The organism is Pseudomonas sp. LB-090624 (genome assembly GCF_003205205.1).
Taxonomy (GTDB): domain Bacteria; phylum Pseudomonadota; class Gammaproteobacteria; order Pseudomonadales; family Pseudomonadaceae; genus Aquipseudomonas.
Genome location: NZ_QJRL01000007.1, coordinates 39,224 through 60,705, shown reverse-complemented (window position 1 = coordinate 60,705; position 21,482 = coordinate 39,224). Strand labels below are relative to the sequence as shown.

23 protein-coding genes are annotated in these 21,482 nt (G+C 63.6%); 9 read left to right on the top strand and 14 right to left on the bottom strand.

Translation table 11 applies throughout. From position 1 onward, the window contains the following. Window positions 1–4: 4 nt before the first annotated feature. Window positions 5–736, top strand: coding sequence for an SDR family oxidoreductase (locus DMX11_RS09665; protein WP_110744322.1), 732 nt, complete (start codon window positions 5–7; stop codon window positions 734–736). Window positions 737–765: 29 nt separating this feature from the next. Beyond that, complete coding sequence (locus DMX11_RS09660; protein ID WP_110744450.1) at window positions 766–1,380, top strand: 2-hydroxychromene-2-carboxylate isomerase; 615 nt, start codon at window positions 766–768, stop codon at window positions 1,378–1,380. Between the two features lie 110 nt (window positions 1,381–1,490). On the opposite strand, the gene DMX11_RS09655 is transcribed toward DMX11_RS09660, so the two are convergent. The 4 genes from DMX11_RS09655 to DMX11_RS09640 all read right to left on the bottom strand — a co-directional run bounded on the left by DMX11_RS09655 (window position 1,491) and on the right by DMX11_RS09640 (window position 4,986). Continuing rightward, complete coding sequence (locus DMX11_RS09655) at window positions 1,491–2,036, bottom strand: cupin domain-containing protein (RefSeq protein WP_003248033.1); 546 nt, start codon at window positions 2,034–2,036, stop codon at window positions 1,491–1,493. An 81-nt stretch (window positions 2,037–2,117) separates the two neighbouring features. Next, a complete protein-coding gene (locus DMX11_RS09650) occupies window positions 2,118–3,323 on the bottom strand; it encodes an MFS transporter (RefSeq protein ID WP_110744321.1) in 1,206 nt (401 codons plus the stop codon). A gap of 86 nt (window positions 3,324–3,409) precedes the next feature. Then, window positions 3,410–3,943, bottom strand: coding sequence for a cytochrome b (locus tag DMX11_RS09645; RefSeq protein WP_110744320.1), 534 nt, complete (start codon window positions 3,941–3,943; stop codon window positions 3,410–3,412). Next, window positions 3,940–4,986, bottom strand: coding sequence for a catalase family peroxidase (locus DMX11_RS09640; protein ID WP_110744319.1), 1,047 nt, complete (start codon window positions 4,984–4,986; stop codon window positions 3,940–3,942). Before DMX11_RS09640 ends, DMX11_RS09645 begins: the two co-directional genes overlap by 4 nt. A 129-nt stretch (window positions 4,987–5,115) precedes the next feature. On the opposite strand from DMX11_RS09640, the gene DMX11_RS09635 reads away from it, so the two are divergent. Both DMX11_RS09635 and DMX11_RS09630 read left to right on the top strand, forming a co-directional pair. Continuing rightward, on the top strand, window positions 5,116–5,637 hold the full coding sequence (locus tag DMX11_RS09635; protein ID WP_110744318.1) for a sigma-70 family RNA polymerase sigma factor: 522 nt from the start codon (window positions 5,116–5,118) through the stop codon (window positions 5,635–5,637). Beyond that, complete coding sequence (locus DMX11_RS09630; RefSeq protein WP_110744317.1) at window positions 5,634–6,386, top strand: anti-sigma factor; 753 nt, start codon at window positions 5,634–5,636, stop codon at window positions 6,384–6,386. The genes DMX11_RS09635 and DMX11_RS09630 overlap by 4 nt, the downstream gene beginning before the upstream one ends. Window positions 6,387–6,422: 36 nt before the next feature. On the opposite strand, the gene xthA is transcribed toward DMX11_RS09630, so the two are convergent. Then, window positions 6,423–7,235, bottom strand: a complete 813-nt coding sequence (gene xthA, locus DMX11_RS09625; protein WP_110744316.1) for an exodeoxyribonuclease III — start codon at window positions 7,233–7,235, stop codon at window positions 6,423–6,425. A gap of 162 nt (window positions 7,236–7,397) precedes the next feature. On the opposite strand from xthA, the gene DMX11_RS09620 reads away from it, so the two are divergent. From DMX11_RS09620 to DMX11_RS09610, 3 genes are read left to right on the top strand one after another with little or no spacing between them, the layout of a single operon-like run. Continuing rightward, the gene (locus DMX11_RS09620; protein WP_110744315.1) at window positions 7,398–8,048 is read left to right on the top strand and encodes an N-acetyltransferase; all 651 of its coding nucleotides are present in this window, start codon (window positions 7,398–7,400) and stop codon (window positions 8,046–8,048) included. A gap of 52 nt (window positions 8,049–8,100) precedes the next feature. Next, entirely contained in the window at window positions 8,101–9,843 is a 1,743-nt protein-coding gene (locus DMX11_RS09615; protein WP_110744314.1) for an autotransporter assembly complex family protein, read from the top strand. Further along, the gene (locus DMX11_RS09610; RefSeq protein ID WP_110744313.1) at window positions 9,840–13,514 is read left to right on the top strand and encodes a translocation/assembly module TamB domain-containing protein; all 3,675 of its coding nucleotides are present in this window, start codon (window positions 9,840–9,842) and stop codon (window positions 13,512–13,514) included. The genes DMX11_RS09615 and DMX11_RS09610 overlap by 4 nt, the downstream gene beginning before the upstream one ends. Window positions 13,515–13,533: 19 nt before the next feature. On the opposite strand, the gene DMX11_RS09605 is transcribed toward DMX11_RS09610, so the two are convergent. From DMX11_RS09605 to DMX11_RS09590, 4 genes are all read right to left on the bottom strand, one after another. Then, window positions 13,534–14,088 carry a DUF2589 domain-containing protein gene (locus DMX11_RS09605; protein WP_110744312.1) on the bottom strand — a complete coding sequence of 185 codons (555 nt, stop codon included), beginning with the start codon at window positions 14,086–14,088 and terminating at the stop codon, window positions 13,534–13,536. Between the two features lie 72 nt (window positions 14,089–14,160). After that, entirely contained in the window at window positions 14,161–14,808 is a 648-nt protein-coding gene (locus tag DMX11_RS09600) for a DUF2589 domain-containing protein (RefSeq protein ID WP_110744311.1), read from the bottom strand. 60 nt (window positions 14,809–14,868) lie between these two features. Next, a complete protein-coding gene (locus DMX11_RS09595; protein ID WP_110744310.1) occupies window positions 14,869–15,249 on the bottom strand; it encodes a Mor transcription activator family protein in 381 nt (126 codons plus the stop codon). A 252-nt stretch (window positions 15,250–15,501) separates the two neighbouring features. Then, a complete protein-coding gene (locus DMX11_RS09590) occupies window positions 15,502–15,960 on the bottom strand; it encodes a hypothetical protein (protein WP_110744309.1) in 459 nt (152 codons plus the stop codon). Between the two features lie 152 nt (window positions 15,961–16,112). On the opposite strand from DMX11_RS09590, the gene DMX11_RS09585 reads away from it, so the two are divergent. Then, the gene (locus tag DMX11_RS09585; RefSeq protein ID WP_003248064.1) at window positions 16,113–16,301 is read left to right on the top strand and encodes a hypothetical protein; all 189 of its coding nucleotides are present in this window, start codon (window positions 16,113–16,115) and stop codon (window positions 16,299–16,301) included. 36 nt (window positions 16,302–16,337) lie between these two features. On the opposite strand, the gene DMX11_RS09580 is transcribed toward DMX11_RS09585, so the two are convergent. Genes DMX11_RS09580 through DMX11_RS09570 form a run of 3 tightly spaced genes read right to left on the bottom strand, consistent with a single transcriptional unit; the run spans window position 16,338 to window position 19,039 of the window. Then, window positions 16,338–16,982 (bottom strand): cupin domain-containing protein, encoded by a 645-nt coding sequence (locus DMX11_RS09580; protein ID WP_110744308.1) that lies wholly within the window; start codon window positions 16,980–16,982, stop codon window positions 16,338–16,340. A gap of 12 nt (window positions 16,983–16,994) precedes the next feature. Beyond that, window positions 16,995–18,278: an FAD-binding oxidoreductase gene (locus DMX11_RS09575; RefSeq protein WP_177410724.1), complete on the bottom strand. Its 1,284-nt coding sequence runs from the start codon at window positions 18,276–18,278 to the stop codon at window positions 16,995–16,997. A gap of 56 nt (window positions 18,279–18,334) precedes the next feature. Then, window positions 18,335–19,039 (bottom strand): HAD-IA family hydrolase, encoded by a 705-nt coding sequence (locus DMX11_RS09570; RefSeq protein ID WP_110744307.1) that lies wholly within the window; start codon window positions 19,037–19,039, stop codon window positions 18,335–18,337. Window positions 19,040–19,222: 183 nt separating this feature from the next. Between DMX11_RS09570 and DMX11_RS09565 the strand changes: the two genes are divergently transcribed. Next, window positions 19,223–20,149, top strand: a complete 927-nt coding sequence (locus tag DMX11_RS09565; RefSeq protein WP_110744306.1) for a glyoxylate/hydroxypyruvate reductase A — start codon at window positions 19,223–19,225, stop codon at window positions 20,147–20,149. Window positions 20,150–20,227: 78 nt separating this feature from the next. Here the strand turns inward: DMX11_RS09565 and DMX11_RS09560 are convergent, their stop codons facing one another. Further along, window positions 20,228–20,719 carry an Lrp/AsnC family transcriptional regulator gene (locus DMX11_RS09560; RefSeq protein ID WP_110744305.1) on the bottom strand — a complete coding sequence of 164 codons (492 nt, stop codon included), beginning with the start codon at window positions 20,717–20,719 and terminating at the stop codon, window positions 20,228–20,230. A 39-nt stretch (window positions 20,720–20,758) separates the two neighbouring features. Further along, window positions 20,759–21,439 carry a haloacid dehalogenase gene (locus DMX11_RS09555; protein WP_110744304.1) on the bottom strand — a complete coding sequence of 227 codons (681 nt, stop codon included), beginning with the start codon at window positions 21,437–21,439 and terminating at the stop codon, window positions 20,759–20,761. Window positions 21,440–21,482: the final 43 nt, after the last annotated feature.

Genomic DNA, 21,482 nt, shown 5'->3' with positions numbered 1-21,482 from the left:
AGGCATGGCAGAACAACAAAAAGCAGTGCTGGTGATTGGCGCGGGCGATGCCACTGGCGGCGAGATTGCCAAGCGTTTTGCGCGTGAGGGCTATATCGCCTGCGTAACCCGGCGTCAGGCTGACAAGCTGCAGCCGTTGCTGGCAGAGATACGCGCCGCTGGCGGCCAGGCCCATGGTTTTGCTTCGGATGCACGCAAGGAAGAAGAGGTGGCCGAGCTGGTCGAAACCATCGAGCGCGATATTGGCCCGATCGAAGCTTTTGTCTTCAATATCGGCGCCAACGTGCCATGCGGCATTCTTGAAGAGACCCCGCGCAAGTACTTCAAGATCTGGGAGATGGCCTGCTTCGCCGGCTTCCTCACTGCGCAGGCGGTGGCCCGGCGCATGGTTCAGCGCGAGCGCGGCACGCTGCTGTTTACCGGCGCCACGGCCGGTACCCGGGGGGCGGCTGGTTTTGCCGCTTTCGCCGGAGCCAAGCATGGCCTGCGCGCCCTGGCCCAGAGCATGGCGCGGGAGTTGGGGCCGCGCAACATCCATGTCGCCCATGTGGTGGTGGATGGTGCCATCGACACCGCCTTCATCCGCGACAGCTTCCCGGAGCGCTATGCCCTCAAGGACCAGGATGGGATTCTTGACCCGGCACACATTGCCGACAGCTACTGGTTCCTGCACGCCCAGCCGCGCGACAGCTGGACCTTCGAACTGGACCTGCGCCCGTGGATGGAACGCTGGTAAACCCTCTCGCCCCCGCAAGGACCATGATCATGCACAAGACTGTCGATTTCCATTTTGACCTGGGCAGCCCGGCCAGTTACCTGGCCTGGACCCAGCTGCCCGCGCTGTGCGCCCGCCTGGGTGCCACGTTGCGCTACAGGCCAATGCTGCTGGGCGGTGTGTTCCAGGCCACGGGTAACGCTTCGCCGGCGATGATCCCGGCCAAAGGGCGCTACTTGTTCACCGACCTGGCGCGCTTTGCTGCACGCTACGGCGTGCCGTATGGGCTGCCACCGGGGTTCCCGGTCAATACCTTGACCCTGATGCGCGGCGTGATGGGCACGCAGATGCGTTCACCCGAGCGTCTGGAGGCATTGCTGAACGTGCTGTTCACGGGGCTGTTTGCGCAGCAGCGCAACCTGAGCGACGCGGGCGTACTTGACGAAACCCTACGCCTGGGTGGCTTTGACCCGCAGGTATTCCACGCGCTGGCGGCGGATGACGAAGTAAAAGCCGCGCTCAGGCAGGCGACCGACGCGGCTGTGGCGCGAGGGGTATTTGGCGCGCCCACCTGCTTTGTCGGCGACGAGATGTTCTTCGGCCAGGATCGCCTCGACTTTGTCGAGGCTGCGCTGCTTCAGGGCGCGCGCAGCCTCCCCAGCTGAATGTCGCGTGCGCACCGACAGCGAGTGCGGGTATTGCCGGTGAACAGGGGCAACGTACCCGAAGGAGCAGCATAACGCTGCTCTTGCAACGGGCACGGCTGCCTCGCTGATCAGAAGTTCGCCGGGGTATTGGCGCTGATGATCTCGGCCTCGTCCGGCCCGATGTTCTTGAAACTGTGCGGCAGGGTAGTGGGGATGTAGTAGCCATCGCCCGAGTTGAGCACGCTGACCTGGCCATCGACCCACAACTCGACCGTGCCCCGGGTCACCAGGCCACATTCTTCGCCCTCGGCATGCACGATCGGCTCGCCCGAGTCGGCGCCAGGTGCATACAGTTCGCGCAGCATACGCATCTGCCGCCCTTCGACACTGGCGCCCACCAGCAGCATGCGCAAGCCGTTGCGGCCCAGGTCTGGCTGTTCGCCGCCACGGAACACGTAGCGCTCTTCACGCACCGGCTCGTCGAAGCTGAAAAACTCCGCCAGGCTCATGGGAATGCCTTCGAGCAGTTTTTTCAGGGAGCTGACCGAAGGGCTGACGCGGTTCTGCTCGATCTGCGAGATCGTCGAATTGGTCAGCCCACTGCGGCGGGCCAGTTCCCGTTGGGAGAGGTTGTTGCGTTCACGCACCAGTTTGAGTCGCGTCCCCGTGTCCATAGCCGCCTTGTAATCAGAGGTGTTAAAAATAATGAGCGATGCGCATTAAAACACACTCTGCGCGCTTGCGCGCTGTGCTTCTCAAACCCTCTGTTGACGCGGGATTGGCCACAGCCCGACCAGCAGCAACAGCGCTGCTACGGCCAGGAATGGCAAGCGCGGATCCAGGGCGTAGATCAGGGTGCCGGCCAATGGCCCGATGACTGCGCCCATGCCTTGGGCAGCACCAATGGAGCCGGCGGTGGCGCCTTGCTCGGAAGCCTCCATGGCATTGGCTGCCAAGGCCGAAAAGGCCGGAAAGACAAAGCCCATGCCCGCAGCCGCCACAAAATAACAGCCCCACAGCCAAGGTGCCGTGGTCGCCAGCGAGCCGCAGGCAAAGCCCAGGGCCGACACCGTTGCACCCACCCGGATCATCCTCAGGGGTGGCCATTCCAGTTGCCGCAGTATCACCTGTGCGAGTATCAGCGCAACGCCGACTGTGGTCAGGGCGATACCGGCAGCCTGGGCCGCCTCGGCCGGGCCGAGTTGCAAGCGGTCCAGGGCAAAGAAACCGACGATGATCTGCGAGACGGTCACGCTGAGCATGGCGCTGAACGCCACCAGCAGGGGCCGGCGCAGGCGCGGGTCGTTCAGCCGCACCGGGCTGGGTGCGTGGCTGTGCTGCAGCGCCTGTGGCTTCAGGGTGAACAGCAGCACCAGGAAGGCAATGGCGGGCAGCAGCGACATGATATGGAAGGGCAGGCTCAGGCTATGCCGCGCCAGCAGCGCCGCCAGCGCCGGGCCGGCGACCAGGCCAACGGCGTTGGCCGCGCCCAGCGAGGCCATGGCCCGGGCCCGGCGTTGCGGTTCGACATGATCGGCGATCAGCGCATTGCAGCCCACCGGAATGGCAGCGTAGAAGGCGCCGATGCAACCGCGCGCGACCATCAGGCCGATGAACGCCAGGGTCGCGCCCGGCAGCCAGCGCAGTGCGCCTTCCACGAACAGACACATCAGCCAGTAGGCCAGGGTAAAGCCAGCGCTGCCCAGCAACAGGATCCGCCGCCGGCCGAGGCGGTCCGCTGCGCGGCCCCAGGGCCGGGCCAGCAGCACCCAGACCACGCCAGCCACGGTAACGGCGGCACCTGCTTGCCAGGTGGCCATGCCGAGCTGGCGGGCGATAGGGCCGATCAAAGCGACGAAGGCCATCATCGACATGGTGCAGGCCATGTTGGCCACTAGCAGCGGGCGCAAGTCCAGGGTGCTGGCAGGTAGAAGGGTTGCAGGATCCTTTGCGACATTCATTGGGCAGTCCAGGGCAGTTCGGCAATAAGGCGCCGATTTGGTTAAGCAAGCATTGATGTGTGTCGAGCACCCTGGGCTACGTCAGCTCATTCATTGCGGCGCAGGGGGCCTGGCCACATGCTACGCAACACGCCGTCGCGGCGCACCCATGCGTGCATCAACGCCGCGCCCACGTGCACCAATACGGTGGCGAACAGCAGGTAGCCGGCCCAGCCGTGGGCCTGCCGCAGCACGGCGTACAGCTGCAAGTCGTGTGGGGCGATGGCGGGCAAGCCCAGCGGGCGTGGGTAGTCGCCGGCCGACAGCATCGCCCAGCCCAGCAGCGGCATGGCCAACATCAGGCCGTAGAGCAGCAAGTGAGAGGCACCGGCAGCCCAGCGCTGCACTGCTGGCAGATCGTCTGGCAAAGGCGGGTGGGGCACGGCCAGGCGCACGCCGATGCGCAGCAGAACCAGCACCAGCAAGGCCAGGCCGGTGGCTTTGTGCAGGCTTATCAGTAAAGGGTGGCGAGGCGACAAGTCGACAACCATGCTCACGCCGATGAACAGCATGGCCAGGATCAGCACAGCCATCAGCCAGTGCAGCAGGCGGGCGAAGGGGTGGAAAGCGTCGGGTTTCATGGGCGGGCTCCGGTTCCGAGCGATTCACGGCTGCGGCGGTTGAACGATTCCGAATAGGCAGCAGAACGGGCGGCGAGGATTGGGTCGCCAGATGCTTCGATGCCCCGTGGCAGGATCAGTGGGTCGAAGTTCAGATCGCGGCAGGCGCCTTGCTCGGGGCCGTCGACCTGCTGCAGCACCAGGGTGCCGGCGTCTACGCGACGCCGCTCGGCTGGCCAAGGGCGGGCAGGGTCATCCACCGCATCGCCCGGCTCGGCCAGTACCAGGCGCAGGGTCCAGCGCAACGGGCCTTGGGCCAGGCGCTGTTGCAGGTCGTGCTGGAGGAACTGTTTGTCGTCGACCTTTGCAGGCAACGCAGCGAATGCGGTTTGGGGCTCGAGCTGCCAACGTACCGGGTGAGCCGCCCCGGTGGCGTCGATCAGGCGGAAGGCATTGATGCTGTGGTACTGCGTGCTGGCAAAGCTGTCGCTGGGCTTGTAACTTGCCGCCCATTGGCGAAACGCTGCGCTCTCAGGGTGCGCGGCGAAAAACGCCTGCAGCTTGGCCGGGTCCGGTTTGCCGGTGGCCGGTACTGGCGCGCTTGCCAGCACCTGCTCATAGAACCCCTGTGGCGTGCTGACCGCGAGTACCGGCGGGTTGTTCATGCCGGTGCGCCACACCTGGCCATCGTCGGTGCTCAGCTGAATCGCCAGGCTGCGTACCGGTATGCCGGTGTCCGGGGCGAACGGGTTGGCGCCACCGATGGCGAAACGGCCGATAACCGGCACCTGTTGCTGGCTGAAAACACGCGCCGTGGACAGGCTGGCGGCCTGGCCGCTGGGTTGGAAGTAGCCGCTGACGCACAGCCCCTTGGCATGGTTCTTACGGTAGCCTGGGTAGTGCCCGGCCTGGGCTTCGAAGGTATCGATGATGCGTTGTGGTGTCAGCTGCGGTTGGCCGAGCCAGCCTGCGGCATAGGCAAAGCCTGCACCAGCCGCCAGCATCACGGCGCCGATAGCGGCCAGGCGCAAGGCCTTGGCTGGGCCGTGCAAGGGAGAGTTCATGGTGGTGTCCCGTTCAGTGAAGGTGCCAGTACGACGCAGCAGGGAAAAACTTATTCCCTCACCGGGAATAGAATATGTTCACAGGCGTCTGCCCATTACACTGACAACCCCAGAGGCCGGGACCTAGCCATGCATGACCTGGACGACCACCAGTGGCGCGAGCTGCTTGCGCGCCTGCGCCGCTTTGCCGTGTGGCTGACGCGCGAGCCGGGTAGCGCCGACGACCTGGTGCAGGCTACGGTGGAGCGGGCGCTGAGCCGGCGCGACCAGCAACGTGACGCCGACGCGCTGCGCGCCTGGTTGTTCACCATCCTTTATCGGTTGTTCCTCGACGGTAAGCGCCGAGATCGCCTGCATGCGCGTTGGCTGTCCTGGTTCGGCCGGGCCGAGCGTGACGACGAGCCGATCGGTGACAACCTCGAAGCCATCGTTCTCGCTCAGGCAGACTTGCAGGCGTTTGCCCGGCTGACCGCCGAGCAGCGTGCCTTGCTGCTGCTGGTCAGCATCGAAGGCTTGAGCTACAAGGAGGCGGCCCAGGCCATGGGCATCCCCATCGGCACTGTGATGTCGCGCTTGTCGCGCGCGCGCAATGCCTTGCGTGAACTGACCGAGGGCACCCCCCAGCCACCGGCCTTGCGGAGACTGAAATGACGCGCCTGATCCCCAGCGAAGATGAATTGCACGCTTACGTCGACGAGCGCCTGCAGCCTGAGCGCCGTGCCGAAGTACAGGCCTGGCTGGCGGCCAATCCGCAGGCAGCGGCCCGGGTCGAGGGCTGGCGTGCCGATGCGCGGCGTTTGCGTGCGGCACTGGCCGGGTTTGGCGAAATGCCCGGCGCCGCGCGGCTGGAACTGGGCCAGTTGCGCCGGCAACTGCGCCAGCGGCGGCAGCGACGCTGGGCCGCCGCGGCAGCTGTGGTGCTGGCGCTGGGCGTGGGAGGCTTGGGCGGCTGGCAAGTGCGTGACGCAACCTTGGCGCGTGTCGACCTGCCCATGGCCGATGCCGTGCAGGCGCACCGCCTGTTTGCTGCCAGCCAGGCGCTGGATATCCAGGCCAGCGACCCAGGGCAGTTACGCGACTGGCTGGGCCGACACTTCAACCGCGTCGGCCAGTTACCGGACTTGGGCGGCTATGGCTTCAAACCAGTGGGGGCACGCCTGCTCAGCAACGAGCAAGGGCCGGCGGCGTTGCTGGTATTTGAAGATGGCAAGGGCCAGCGCATCAGCCTGTTCCTGCGCACACCGAGTGAGCAGTACCAGCGCATGCCGAACGGGCAGCGGGTCGATGGCCAGCTGGAGGCGCGTTACTGGTCGCATGGGGCGTACAACTTTGCCCTGGTCAGCGCGGCGGACGATGTGCGTGGGGCCGGGGTGGGGGAGGCGTTGCGGTTGGGCTTGTGAGTGGGGGCCCAAGGCGTGCACCGTGGGCCCTGTCGATCAGCTCAATTCCAGCCAGATTGGCGCATGGTCCGAAGGCTTTTCCATGCCACGCAGTTCATAGTCAACACCTGCGGCCTTGATCCGCGGCACCAGGTGCTGCGAGGCCATGATCAGGTCGATGCGCAGGCCGCGCTTGGGTTCGTCTTCGAAGCCACGGCTGCGGTAGTCGAACCAGCTGAAGCGGTCGGTCACGTCCGGGTACAGGTGACGGAAGCTGTCCACCAGGCCCCAACCTTTCAAACGCTCCATCCACTCACGTTCTTCCGGCAGGAAACTGCACTTGCCGGTTTTCAGCCAGCGCTTGGCATTGTCCGGGCCGATGCCGATGTCGCAATCCTGGGGCGAGATATTCATGTCCCCCATCACCAGCACGGGCTGGTCTTTGTGAAACTCGCCCTCGAGCAGTGCCTGCAGGTCTCCGTAGAAACGCTGCTTGGCCGGGAACTTGGTCGGGTGATCGCGGCTTTCGCCCTGGGGGAAATAGCCGTTCATGATGGTGATCGGGTTACCAGCGGCGTCGGCGAACGTGCCCCAGATGAAGCGGCGCTGAGCGTCTTCTTCATCACTGGCAAACCCCTTGTGCAGGCTCAGCGGCGCCTGGCGCGAGAGCAGGGCCACACCGTAATGCCCCTTCTGGCCGTGGTAGTGCACGTGGTAACCCAGTGCCTGCACGTCTGCCAGCGGGAACTGATCGTCGCTGACCTTGGTTTCCTGAAGGCCGATCACGTCTGGCTGGTGCTTGTCGATCAGCGCCGCCAACTGGTGCGGGCGAGCGCGCAGGCCGTTGATGTTGAAACAGACGATCTTCATGGAAAGATGATCCCGGTAAAAGGCGCGATGCTAGCCGACATCGCCCTTCATCACCAGCATGGCGGGTTTGCGAGCCTGCTGCTAACGTGCTGTGGGAGGTGAACGAAGCGCGGTGGGTAACCTCCAAGGCTCAGTACGCCCATTCCAGGAGGTCTGCCCGCAATGCCCGAAACCACAGCCGCCCCGGCCCGTGTTTGCCTGCTTGATGACGGTTACAGCCGTGAGGCGCGTTCGCTGCTGTACAATGCCTACCGCCATGAGCCCACCTTCGCCTACATCTTCGAGGCCCAGCGCCCCGGCTATGAGCGGCGCTTGCGAGTGATGGTGCGGGAATGGGTACGGCAACATTTCTACCTGCAATTACCCGCCATCGGCTTGCTGGTCGACGACCGCCTGATCGCCCTGGCCTTGATCGTGCCGCCCATGCGTCGGCTCGGTGTGGCTGACAGCTGGGCCTGGCGCCTGCGCATGATCCTCGGTACCGGGTTGCGCTGCACGCGGCGCTACATGGACTACCAGGCCGCCCTGGCCACCTGCCTGCCCAATGACCAGGTGCATGTGCTGCCGTTGCTGGGGGTGCACCCGCAATTCCAAGGCAAACACTACGGCGAGCAATTGTTACAAGCCGTGCACGACTGGTGTGCGGACGACCCAGGCACCCAAGGTGTGGTGCTGGACACTGGCAATGAGCACTATCTGGCCTTTTACCAGCGCCAGGGCTATGAGGAAATTGGCGAAGTTGCTGTAGGGCCTATCCGGGAAAGGGTGTTCTTCCATCCCAATCCGGTCTCTTCAAATTCCGCTTTTGCCTGAACAGGCCGCCAGACGGCTCCCTTGAGCGTCTGGCTCTGGTAGCATTCGCCGCATGACGTATTCAGGAAGATTGACCTGGGGCCTGGTTTTCTGGGCCGCCAGTTTCGCAGCATGGGGTCAGAGCGAGTTGCTGGTGAAGGTAAAACCGGCCAACAAGGCGCTCAAGGCCAATGTCGAAGGCTATATAGGCACGCTGGGCGACCGTGATGAAGAAGCACTTTTGCGCTTCAGCCGCGGGGCAGAGGAGCAGGCGCGCAAAGCCGCGCAGGCACTTGGCTACTATCTGGCGCAGATCGATGCCGAGGTCAAACCCGGCAGCGATGCCGACCATCCCCCCCAACTGATCATCACCATCAACCCCGGCGAGCCGATTCGCCTGCGCAATGTGACGGTGCGCATAGAAGGCCCGGCCAGCGAGATGAAGGCCTTTCGCGTGCCCGACAGCAAGGCGCTGCGTGCAGGCGAACAACTCAACCACGGGCATTACGAAGATGCCAAGCGGCTGATCCAGAACCAGGCCTCGCGCTACGGTTTCTTCAGCGGCCGCTTCAGTCGCCAGCGCCTGGCGGTGGACCCGCAGGCCGGTGTGGCTGATATCGAACTGGTCTACCAGAGCGGCCCGCGCTATCGCCTGGGGGCGGTCACCTTCGGTGGCGACACGCCGCTGGACGACGACCTGCTGCAACGCATGGTGTCGTTCAAACCGGGTACCCCTTATGACTCGGAGCTGATCGCCGAACTGAACAATGACCTGCAGTCGAGTGGCTACTTCGACGGGGTGCGCGTGGATGCCGCGCCAACCGCCGCCGTTGGCGAAGACGTCCCCGTAGCTGTCCGACTGGAAACCCGCAAACCCCGCACGATGGGCTTGGGCCTGGGCTACTCGACCGACGTCGGGCCGCGCGGCAAGGCCAACTGGACCCGCCACTGGGTCAACCCGCAGGGTCACAGTTACGGCTGGGAAACCGAGTTGTCGGCGCCGCGGCAGAACGTTGGCCTGTGGTACGACATCCCCCTGGACCCGCCACTGACCGACAAACTGCGCTTTGCCGGCGGCTACCAGAACGAGGAAATTGCCGGCACCGATACCCTCAGTAAACTGCTGACGGTTGGCCCCGAATGGCACAGCAAACTGCCGAGCGGCTGGCAGCGGGTGATTTCGCTCAAGTACCAGCGCGAGGAGTATCGCGTGGGCGATGATTCTGGCTTGAGCAACCTACTGATGCCCGGTGTGAGCTATGCCTTCCTGCGCAGCGACAACCGTATCGACCCGCACAATGGCTACCGCTTGCAGTTCGATGCCCAGGTGGCCAAGGAAGGTCTGGTTTCCGACACCAACCTGTTGCACGGCAACGTACTGCTCAAGGGCCTGACCACGGTTGGCCACAACCACCGCTTGCTCGGTCGCATACAGTTTGGGGGCAGCGCGACCAATGGCTTCAAGAACAACATCCCACCATCGCTGCGTTTCTTCGCCGGGGGCGACCAGAGCGTTCGCGGTTACGACTACCAGACGCTGTCACCGAAGAACAGCGACGGCGACCGCATTGGTGGCCGTTACCTGGTGGCTGGCAGTGTCGAGTACCAGTATTCGCTGACCGAAAAGTGGCGGATCGCAACCTTCGTCGACCAGGGCAACTCGTTCAACAACCTGGAACTGCCTAGCCTCAAGACCGGTGTCGGTTTCGGTGTGCGCTGGGTGTCGCCGGTAGGGCCGCTGCGCCTGGACCTGGCCAAGGCGCTGGATGACGAAGGGGGCATTCGCCTGCACTTTTCCATGGGGCCTGAGCTGTGAAACGCGTGATCAAATACATTCTGCTTGGCCTGCTGGGGGCAATTGCTGGCCTGGGCCTGGGACTTGGCCTGCTGCTGGGGACCGAAGCCGGCGGCCGCTGGGTACTGGCCAAGGTACCCGGGCTTGAGGTAACCGGCTTTCAGGGCCGACTGGCCGGCAGTTGGCAAGCCCGCCGGCTGAGCTGGGTCGACGCGGGCAGCAAGGTAGAGGTGCAAGCACCGCACCTGGCCTGGTCGCCGGCCTGCCTGCTGCGTGCCACGTTGTGCATCGATCAGCTGCGGGCGCAGCGGATCGACATGGCCTTTGCGACGAGCACCGAACCTGCCGACAGCGGCCCGTTGCAACTGCCGGCGTTGCGCTTGCCGCTGGCGATCGAGCTGGGTGAGGTGAAGGTTGGCCAGTTGCGCCTGGATGGCAGCGACCTGCTGGGAGACGTGCAATTGACGGCGCATTGGGCCCGCAATGGGATGCGGATCGACAGCCTGCATGTGCAGCGCGACGACCTGCAACTGAACCTGCAAGGCGATGTTCAGCCCGAAGGAGACTGGCCGGTAAAGCTCCAGGCGCAGCTGCAACTGCCTGCGGTAGAGGGCAAACCCTGGCAACTGGCCTTGACTGCCGACGGCGAATTGCAAAAGACCCTGAAGCTCGCAGGTACTAGCAGCGGTTATCTCGATGCCACGTTGACCGGGCAGTTGCAGGCATTGGCGGAGCACCTGCCAGCGACCTTGCAGGTTCGCTCCGAAGCATTCAAACCGGCGGGTGCGTTGCCTGATACCTTGCAGTTGAACCAGCTCACGCTCGATGCCACTGGCGATCTGCTCAAGGGCTATCAGCTGTCGGGGGCCGCCAGCCTGCCGGCTGAACAGTCACCAATCGCCCTGGCCTTGTCCGGGGTGGTCGACAGCAAAGGCGCCAGGCTCGACGCGTTGGACCTGACAGCCAGCGACAGCCAGCGGGTCAAGCTGCAGGCTACGGCTGACTGGCAGCAAGGCCTGGTTGCCGATGCACAATTGGACTGGCAGGACTTTCCGTGGCTGCGCCTGTACCCTCTGGAAACGCCGCCCGAGGTCACCCTCAAGCGTTTCAGAACCGAGGTGCACTATCGCGATGGCAATTACCGGGGCACCTTCGACGGTGATTTCGACGGCCCGGCGGGGGCTTTCAGCCTGGCCAGCCCGTTCGAAGGTGACCTGAGCCAGGTCAAGCTGCCGCAGTTGGCGCTGACCGCCGGTCAAGGCAAGGCCGCGGGCAGTGTTGCAGTCCGTTTTGCCGACACCCTGGCCTGGGATGTCGACCTGCAACTTTCCGCACTTGACCCGGCCTATTGGCTGGCCGAGCTGCCGGGTACCTTGGCTGGGCCGCTGCGTAGCAAGGGCGAGCTGAAGGACGAGCAGCTCACGCTGGATGCCCAGCTAGACCTCAAAGGCCGACTGCGCGGTCAGCCCGCGGTGCTCAAGGCCGAGGCCCAGGGCGCAGGGCAGAACTGGACCCTGGGCGCACTGGCGATCCAGCTGGGTGACAACCGCATCACCGGCAGTGGCAGTTTGCAACAGCGTCTGGCGGGGCGCATCGACCTCGACCTGCCACGCCTGGGCCAGCTGTGGCCAAGGCTGCAAGGCCAGGTCAAGGGCCGGCTGGATGTCGCCGGCACCGTGCAGGCCCCGCAAGGCACCCTGACCCTGCAGGGCCAGCGCCTGGCACAGGCCGAAAACCGCCTGCAGCAGCTGGACCTGGACGCCCGCCTGGACAACGCCCAGCGCGGCGTGATTGACCTCAAGGCGAGCGGGATCCGGCTGGGCGACACGGCATTGGGCACTTTGCAGGCCAACGGCAAGGGTGACATTCGCCAGCAGGGCCTGACCCTGGCGCTGGACGGTCCGCAACTCAAACTCGACCTCGGCCTGGATGGCCAGTTGAACAAAGGAGACTGGCGCGGGCGCCTGGCGAGCGGGCGCATCCAGGCCGGCGGCCAGGATTGGCAGTTGCAGGCGCCGGCGCGGCTGCAGCGCTTGGCCAGCGGGCAACTGGATTTCGGTGCCCATTGCTGGCGGTCCGGTCAAGCCAGCCTGTGTGGCGATGAGCAGCGTCTTGCGCCCGAGCCGCGGCTGCGTTACCACCTCAAGCAATTCCCGCTGGAAAGCCTGGCCCAATGGCTGCCGAAGGACTTTGCCTGGCAAGGCCTGCTCAATGCCGACATCAACCTGGACATCCCGGCCAGCGGCCCCAAGGGTACCGTCGTGATCGATGCCAGTGGCGGTACCCTGCGTGTACGCGACAAAGGTCGCTGGATCGATTTCCCGTACCAGGCCCTGCGCGTGGACAGCACCCTGGCGCCACGCCGTATCGACACTCGCCTGGCGTTCCGTGGTGAGCGGCTGGGTGAGCTGAGTGTCAATACCCGGCTCGACCCGCTAGGCAAGAACAAGCCGTTGTCGGGTGATTTTCGCCTGGCCGGGCTGGACCTGTCGGTGGCACGGCCGTTCGTACCGATGGTCGAGCGCCTGGTTGGGCAGCTCAACGGCAGCGGCCAGTTGTCCGGCAGCTTGCTCGCACCGCAGGTCAACGGCAACCTGCGGCTGAGCGGCGGTGAAGTCAGCGGTGCCGAGCTGCCGGCCAGCCTCGAGGACTTGTCGTTGCAGGCGCAGATTGCCGGCGAGCAGGTGCAACTTGACGGTAACTGGCGCAGTGGCGAGGCAGGGCGTGGGCAGTTGAGCGGCAACCTTACCTGGGGCCAGGCGCTGGGCATGAACGTGCGCCTGCAAGGCCAGCAACTTCCCGTCACAGTCGAACCCTATGCCACCCTGGAAGTTGCTCCGGACCTGACCTTGCGCCTGATCGACGACAAGCTGGCCGTCACCGGCAAGGTGCAGGTGCCCAAAGGCAAGATCACCGTGCGCGAACTGCCGCCGTCCACCGTCAAGGTGTCGGATGACACAGTGATCGTCGGCCACCAGACCGAAGAGGGCAAACCGCCCATGGCGATGGCCATGGATATCGACGTCGAAGTGGGCCGCGACAAGCTGTCGTTCAGTGGCTTTGGCCTCACCGCCAACTTGCTGGGCCATGTGCATATCGGTGATAACCTCGACACCCGCGGCGAGTTGAGCCTGGCTGACGGCCGCTACCGTGCCTACGGCCAGCGCCTGACCATCCGCCGGGCGCGGCTGCTGTTCGCCGGGCCGATCGACCAGCCCTACCTGGACATCGAAGCAATCCGCAAGGTTGACGATGTAATTGCCGGTATCCGCCTGAGCGGCAGCGCCGAGCAGCCAACCAGCACAGTGTTCTCGGAGCCGGCGATGAGCCAGGAGCAGGCGTTGTCTTACCTGGTACTGGGTCGTCCTCTGGGCACTTCCGGCGAAGATAACAACATGCTTGCCGAGGCAGCCTTGGGCCTGGGGCTGGCGGGGAGTGCCGGTATTACCGGCAGCCTGGCATCCAGCCTGGGTATCGACGACTTCCAGCTGGATACCGAGGGCTCGGGCAACACCACCAGCGTGGTCGCCAGCGGTAACCTCACCGAGAAGCTGAGCCTGCGTTACGGGGTAGGGGTATTCGAACCGGCCAACACCATTGCGCTGCGTTACAAGCTGAGCAAAAAGGTCTATCTGGAGGCAGCCAGCGGGCTGGCCAGCTCGCTGGACATCTTCTACGAGCGCGACTTCTAGGCCGCTGGCGAGGCTGCCGTCAACGCACCATGGCCGCCTCGATGAACTCATTGGTATCCGGTGAGGGCGTTGCGCCTGGGGCACGCACCGGGGTGATCAGATTGGTGTACTCCTCGATCAGCCGATTCAGGGCTTCGGGGGGGTCACTGGCCTGGAATTGCATACGGATCTGTACCTCGTCAGGGTCACGGCTATCACCCTGGCGACCGTGGCCACCGATGGTGACCTTGAAGCTGGCGGCCTTGCTCTCGCTTGCGCTGATCAGTGCCTGCTGTGCTTCGGTGCCTTTGACCCGCACCGACAGGTCCACCTGCATGCGCTCCAGGGCCAGGCCCTTGGGCGATACCAGGGCGAACAGCGGCACGCGCATGATGTGTTGGCCGTCCATGGCCACCTCGACCATCTTGGCTTTCATGGGCGCGCCCAGCGCTTGGGTGTCGCACTCGAAGAACTGGTCGAACAGGTTGATGTATTGCTGCGCGATCAGGCTGTTGGTGGCGCTGGCAGCTTCTTGCAGTCCGCGGGTGATCTCACGCAGGTCGATGGAGGTCATCGGGGCGGGGGACTTGTCCATGGATTCGATTCCTCAGGCCGGAAGGGCCCCCTGTCGTTGGACAGAGGGGCTGTTTCGGGAAGGCATAGCACCTCAAGCAGCGGGTGGAGTTATTCCGGCGTCAGGGCCTTTCAAGGTGTCTTTCTGGGATATTTCGTCCGGGCTCTCGAGTGTCGCAGTGTTGACGACAGTAGGCTTTGTTGCGGCGTCGGTCAGGAACTCGATTACCCGCATGATCGCTTCAGGTGGTTCCTGGCGGCGCAAGGTTGTATTGAAAGCATAACGGGCGCGGGTGTCGGTCTTACGGGTTTGCGTGGACTTGTGGCTGACACTGCCTTTCACGTTCAGCCGGAACGGACCCCAGCCCAGCGAGCCAGTCGCTTCTGCGTTCATGTCCTTGCTGGAGACATCTTCGGACATCTGGTTGATGACCAGCTCGAACTCGACGTTGCCTTCGTCGATCGAAATGTTCGGGTGGGTGATCGCTGCCAGCAGCGGCACTTTCATGGTCTTGCTGACCACGCCTTTGTATTCGCCCTGTTCGTCGACGATGGTTTCGTCATAGTCGAACTGGATGGCCACTGCCTTGCCGTCCTGTACGCAGACCTGCATCAGGAAGTCGGCATACGACTTACTGGCGGTGACCTGCGCCTGGACCATGGCCTGCAGCGGACCGGCGATCATCCGGTCCATCGGCAGGGCATTGATGACCGATCCAATGAGGCTGTTGTCTATCGACATGTTAGGTTGCTCTCTCTAGTGGGGAATTAGGCCGCCTGTGGCGGCCGAGTTGCCGGCGGGTCAGCGAGCGCACGGCTCCTGGCGCCGGATGTTGCCGATCTGACGCAGGCTCAGGCCGTACTTGTTGGCCAGCAGGCTGCGGGACAAGCCGTCGGCGCTTTCTTTCTGAATCTGTTGGTTACGCAGTTGACGCAGGAAGTGGTCCGCCTTGGGAATCTCCAGCGCGACCCCGGCAAAGCGCTTGATCAGTGCGTCGAGCGCTTCGGCCGGGAGCACGTCGGCGAGCCTGGTGCGCTCGCGGTACTTGGGGATGTACTTGGGCCTACCGCCGTAGGCACAGGTCAGTTGGTAAGCGTTTTCGATGCCGATACAGTCGATCAGGGCCTGCAATGAGTGAGGCAGCTGGCTGATATCTATCTGGCTCAAGTCTGGCAATTGCATATGGCGCTCCTTCGGGATGGGTGGAATGTGCGACCCGATCACCCGCGGCGTTATGTCGAAGGTGTGAGCTGATTCTGTGGGACAGCCGCCGCGCGTCGCTAGGCGGCATATGGCGCGGGGGTTGTAGCTTCGGTGAACAGGTTTTGCAGGCAGCGATATCCGGGTTTGTAGGAAATAGCGTTGGCACACCCTGCTAGCTGCCGGTTTCCCATTTGGTCATACCCGTTGATTACCAGTTGGGTGCTGCAACCCTCAGTCGCATGGATAGCTGGTCAGCAAGCTGGCGCTACTCAGGTAGGCCTGGGGCGTGGCGCGCATGCTCTGGGGTAAGGTGCGCCAATCAACCAGCAGGCACAGCGTATGCAGCGGTTGGCCGTCGCGCTGCCCGATGACCTGCCCGGCAAAGCTGCGCCGGTACAGGGCGTGGGTATGCTGCAACGCCTGTACCTGGTCGGCCTGGGCCAGGGTCTGGCGGGCCAGCTCCGGTAGCCTGGCGGTGGGCACGCTGAAATGCAGCGGCGCCCCGTCTGCCTGCAGGTAACCGGCCTGGCGTACGCGCTGCCACATTTGCTGCCACTGGCTGGCACCCGCATGGGCCGCCAGCTCGCGGCCAAGTTCGCGCAAGTCTTCGGCGGGTGTGTGCCGAGTGTCCAGGGCATGGAGGGAAAAGGGGGCGAGGAACAGCGTTGCGAACAGCAGGGGTTTGTACATGGTGCCTCCGGCATGGGTGCTTTGGGAGCCTCATGCTTTCAGGCTGAAGCCGCCCCACCCAGCAGGAAATCCAGCGCCGGGGGCGAGGGCCGTTGTATCATTGCCGCGGCTCGTTGCGAGCCATTTGCCCCTGATGTTGCAAGGAACCTTCGATGACACACGTGCAGCGCCTCAAATATTCCCTTTTGATCATCCTGGTGGTACTGGGCCTGATGCTGGGCCTGTCCCACCTGCAGAAGCAGGGCACGATCAGTGAGCAGACCTTCCAGATGCTGGCTATCGCCATCGCCGTAGTGGTCGTGGTGATCAACGGCATCCTGCGGCGCAAGGTCAAGCCCTGATCTGTGCGGGCCGGCCTGCATGGCCGGCCTAGGTGGTCAAATAACAGCCAGCATGCAATAGACCTTGCGCACCGGCACTTCACTGGTCCAGGCATTGGTCGCGCCAGCTGGCACCACGAGGGTCTCGCCAGCCGCAACGGTGTGCACGGAGCCATTGTTTTCAGTCAGCTCAAGCCGGCCTTCGATGATGTGCATCAATTCGCTGTACTTGGGTTGCACCTGCCGTCGTTCATAGGGCTCGCATTCCCAGACCCCGATGCGCAGTGCGCCCTGTTCAAAGCCTGCCCGGCTCCAGGCCAGCGGCGTGGGGCTTAGCAGCACCTCTGCCGCTGGCGGGTTGCAGGGCTGTAACGGCCCCTGCAGGTCGAGCTTGAACGGCTGGTGATGGCTGGCATCACCTTGAAGCCCCGGAAAACGCATGAATACGTAGCGCAGTGTGCCTTTGGGGAGCCAGCTCAAGGCCACGCCTTTGGGCACCACGAAAACATCGCCCGGCACCAGGTGCACCTCGAAGCCGTCGCCGCTCAAGTTGAGTTCACCCGCTTCAAGCACCCCCAGTAGCAGCGCATCGAATGCGTCGAATCGGCAGGCTTGGCCACCTTCGCCGCAGCCGACTTCATACCCTGGCCCATCCGAGACAGCCAAGGCTTCACCTTGGCGGTAATGTAAGACGTGCGCCATGAAACCTCCCGGTCAACGGCCAATGGCATCGAGAAACTGCTGCCAACCGGCGGCCAGGCGCACGCCAGGCGCCCGGAAGGCATGCAGTGGAATAGGGTTCAGACGCTCACCGGCCAACAGCCGCAAATCCAGCGGGCGACCTGCGGTCAGGTCGGCCAGGCGGGCACCCATGTAAGTCGACATGGCCACGCCGCCGCCGTTGTAGCCAATGGCGTAGAAGCGCCGCGGGTCCAGTTGCCCTGCGTGGGGCAGGCCGTCCAGGGTCATGTCCACCAGGCCCGACCAGCGATAGGCGATGGCCTGGTCACGCAGTTGTGGGAAGACTTCCGCCATGTTCGCCCGCAGGGCTTGGTAGGCGGCGTCGTTGCCATCATTGCCGAATGCCCCGCGACCGCCAAAGATCAGCCGGTCACCGATGACGCGGAACCAACGCAACATGCGCTTGGTATCGCCGCAGACTTGGCCGCCTGGCAGCAGGCTGGCCAGCAGCGCTGGGGGCAGGGGCTCGGTGGCGATGATCGCACTGCAAAAGGGTACGATACGCCGGTGCATGGGGGCGCTGACAGGCGTGATGTCTGAGTAGGCGTTGGTGGCATACACCAGCTGTTTGGCATGGATGCGTCCTTGGGGGGTGTCCACCACGATGCCGCCGGGGCTGCTTTGCACACGCTGGGCCGGGCTGTTGACGAACACCGTCACGCCCCGCTCAGCCAGGTGTCGTGCCATGCCTCGGGCAAAGTTGAGGGGGTGCAGGCCACCCGCTTTCGCAGTCAACATGCCGCCGGTGAAGCGTTGTGATCCGGTCATGTGTGCCACTTCCTCGGCACTGAGCATCACCGAACTACGGCCGCCCGTTTCGTGTTCAATCCACGCTGCTGTCGCTCGCAGGTTGTCCAGGGCCTTGTCGTTGTGGGCCGCTGCCAGGTGGCCATTGAGCGTTAGCCGCGCTTCGCTCAAGCCCAGGGATTCGACGGTTTCGATTACGCTGTCTACCGCCGCGTAACCCGTGCGATAAAGGTGTAGGGCGGTGTCGCGGTCATACCGCTGCATTACGCTCTGGAAGCTGACGCGGAATTTGGGCGACACCACGCCGCCGTTGCGCCCGCTGGCACCCGAGGCCAGGCTGTTGGCCTCCAGCACCAGCGGTTCACGGCCACTGTCGGCGATATGGCGGGCGGCGCTGAGGCCAGTGTAGCCGCCACCGATAATCACCACATCGCATTGCCGTTCGCCTTGCAGCGAGGGGAATGGCACGGCGGGTTCGGCGGTGGCAGCCCAGAGAGACTGGATATTCATGGGGCAATCTTCCGCAATGTCTTCGCGTTAGGGCCGCAATGCGGCCCCGTTTGACCTCAGCCCAGTTCCTTCTCTACGGCGTCGGCCAGTTGTGCCAGCGAGGTAAAGTGGTAGTGCGGCTCGGTACGCTCGGACTCCAGGGTGCCGCCGGTGCCTTTCTGCGCATGGCGGCGCTCGATCCAGCACACTTGATAGCCCAAGCGCTTGGCCACGCCGATGTCGTGATACTGGCTTTGTGCAACATGGAGAATCTGCTCGAAGACGATGCCCTGGCTAGCCAGCACGCCGCGGGTGTAGGCGAAGAACTGGGGGTCAGGTTTTTCGAAGCGCACGTCGTCCACGGTGACCCGCACATCGAAGGGCTCGCCCAAGGTACGGGCCATGTGGTTGAGTGCCCAGATGCGCGAGTTGGTGGTGGCGACCAGTTTGAAGTGCTTGCGCAAGCGCTGCAGTGCTTCTACCGAGTCCGGGAAAGCCGGGAAATTTTCCACCGACAAGGCCAGGCCACGCGCATTGTCGGCGCTGTCGGGCAGGTTCAGTTTAGTGGCGATACGGTGGTAGCAGCGCTCCAGGTCGTCAGGCCACCAGCCGGCGTCCGGTTCGGCGCGGGCTTCGCGGTAGGCCTTGAGGATATCGTCATCGCTGTAGGCTTTGGCGGCTTCGGCAACTACGCCACGGATATGGTTGAGGATGCCTGCCTCGAAATCGATCAAGGTACCGACAACATCGAAGGTCAAGGCTTTGAAGGGCTTGAAGGACATGGTGCGCTCCGCAAGGGTGGGTGACGGTGTGAACAAAGTATCGGCGCACCAGCCTGCTCCAATGTTCCGTTTTCACGGCTTGCGGCAGGCATAACCTGCCGTATTTTTCCTCACTCCCAGGCAAATGTTGCGTAGACCTCTGGCAAGCTGGGTCACTCGTCAGTAGCCCAGGAGCGAAGCACCATGACCCTGTTGTTCAAAGTCGATCAGGCACGCGGCCGCGCCTGGAGGGCCCTGTTTGCCGAACAGGCTCCGGATATCGAAGTGCGCTTGTGGCCTGACGTGGGTGAGGCTTCGGATGTACGTTATCTGGCGACGTGGCAGCCGCCTGATGGCATCGCCGAGCGCTTTCCAAACCTTCAGGTACTGTTCGCCACCTCGGCAGGGGTCGATCAGTTCGATACGGCTGCGCTGCCAGCCGGCGTGCAGGTGGTTCGAATGCTTGACCCGGGAATCGTCCAAGGGATCGTCGAGTACGCCACCATGGCCGTGCTGGCGCTGCACCGTGACCTGCCTCTTTACCTGGAGCAGCAGCGCCAGGGCCTGTGGCAGGACCACCCAATCGTGCCGGCGCACCAGCGGTGTGTAGGGGTGATGGGGCTCGGAAACCTTGGGCAGGCGGTATTGCGCTTGTTGCAAGGGTTTGGATTTGAATTGCAGGGGTGGTCACGTTCGGAGAAGCAGATCGAAGGCGTACGTTGCTTTGCCGGCGATGCGGGGTTGCAGGCGTTTCTGGCCGATTGTGAGATTCTCATCTGCCTGTTGCCACTCACACCGGATACTGCAGGCATTCTTGACGCCAGTCTGATGTCGGCCTTGCCGCGTGGCGCTTGCCTGATCAACCTTGGACGAGGCGGCCATCTGGTGGACGACGACCTGCTGGCTGCTTTGGATAGCGGTCAGGTCAGGCGGGCAATCGTCGACGTGCTTGCCAGTGAACCGCCGGGGCGGGGCCACCCGTTGATGGGTCACCCGGATGTATGGGTGACGCCTCATGTTGGCGCGATGACGCATCCTGAGTCGGCGTTTCGGGTGTTGCTGGAGAACCTGCGCAGGCACCAGCGGGGAGAACCGATGGAGGGGGTTGTGCCGCGGCAGCGGGGGTACTGAGCTCAGGCCCATGTACCGCTGCTGTCTGTTTGTTTGCCAGCATTGTCTTTGCGGTTAGACAGGCTTGGAATGGGCGGTTCACACCGCTCTGACCAGGCTGCGCAGCGGAACGGTGCTCTTGACCACGGGTGACTTGATCACGATGTAGCTGAAGTATTTTTCGATGCCGATTTCCTTCTCCAGTATCGACTCCATCAGCTCTTGGTAATGCTGGATACTGCTGCACAGGAAACGCACCAGGTAGTCATAGCCGCCACTGATCAGATGGCACTCCAGCACCTCATCAATGTTGCGGATACTCGATTCGAATTTCACGAAGTCCGCACGCTTGTGGTCCTGCAGGGTAACCTCAGTGAACACGGTGACCGAGTTGGCGAATTTGGCCAGGTTCACGTGGGCTTCGTAGCCACTGATATAACCCGCGGCCTCCAGGCGCTTGACGCGCTGCAGGCAGGGGCTGGGTGACAGCCCCACAGCCTCGGCGAGGCTGACGTTGGTCATGCGCCCGTCCTTTTGCAACTGGACAAGGATGTTGATGTCGATGCGATCAAGTTTGGTTGCCGCGTCCATCGTTGACTCCTCAGTTGATTTCGGTCCGGTCTGCCTGCTTCAGGCGCGTAATGCCCATTGATGGGCGTGGGCCATGTCGGCCAGGCTTGCGTATTCACAACGTTTGGCATCGAGTGCCGACTGCGTCAGGTTCCAGGGCTGAGCCTGTTCGCGCTGCAGCGTACAAATCGGAAAATCGACCAAGCTGTTCCATGGGTCGTCCGCTTCGCTGCTGCGCACAGGCAGCATCCCAATCCGTGGTACGTCAATCGCTTGCAGTGCGTGTGCCAAGGCTGGCCGCCAGTCGTCATCAGCCGGTTCAACGATAGCATCGAAGGCGACCGGCAGGCGCCGGGTCAGGCTTTCGATATCTATGCCGTGGCGTGGAGCGATGAGGACCAGGCGATAAAACTTGCTCAGGTACTGCACGGCGCCCGGTGCGTCCTCGTAGATCGGCCACTGCGCTGCAGCGCTACCAAATGCCACAGTGGCATCCCAGTCAGGAACGATACGCAATTGTTGCGCCAGGCGTTGGTAGAGTTGCCCGTGCAATGCTGTTGGGCTAGGCACCTGATGGGCCAGTTGCAGCGTCAGGTTGCGATAGGCCGCCAGCAGCTGCCGGTCGTCGAGCGGTTGCGCAGATTGCGCCGCAAGGGGGCGCAGGCCTTCGAGAATGCCCCGTTCGCGGTCAACCAGGGTGGCGTACGACAAACCCAGTGCCTGGTAATGCGTGATTTTCATGGGAAGTAGCTCCTGTGGTGATTCAGCGGGTCCATCCAGGGCT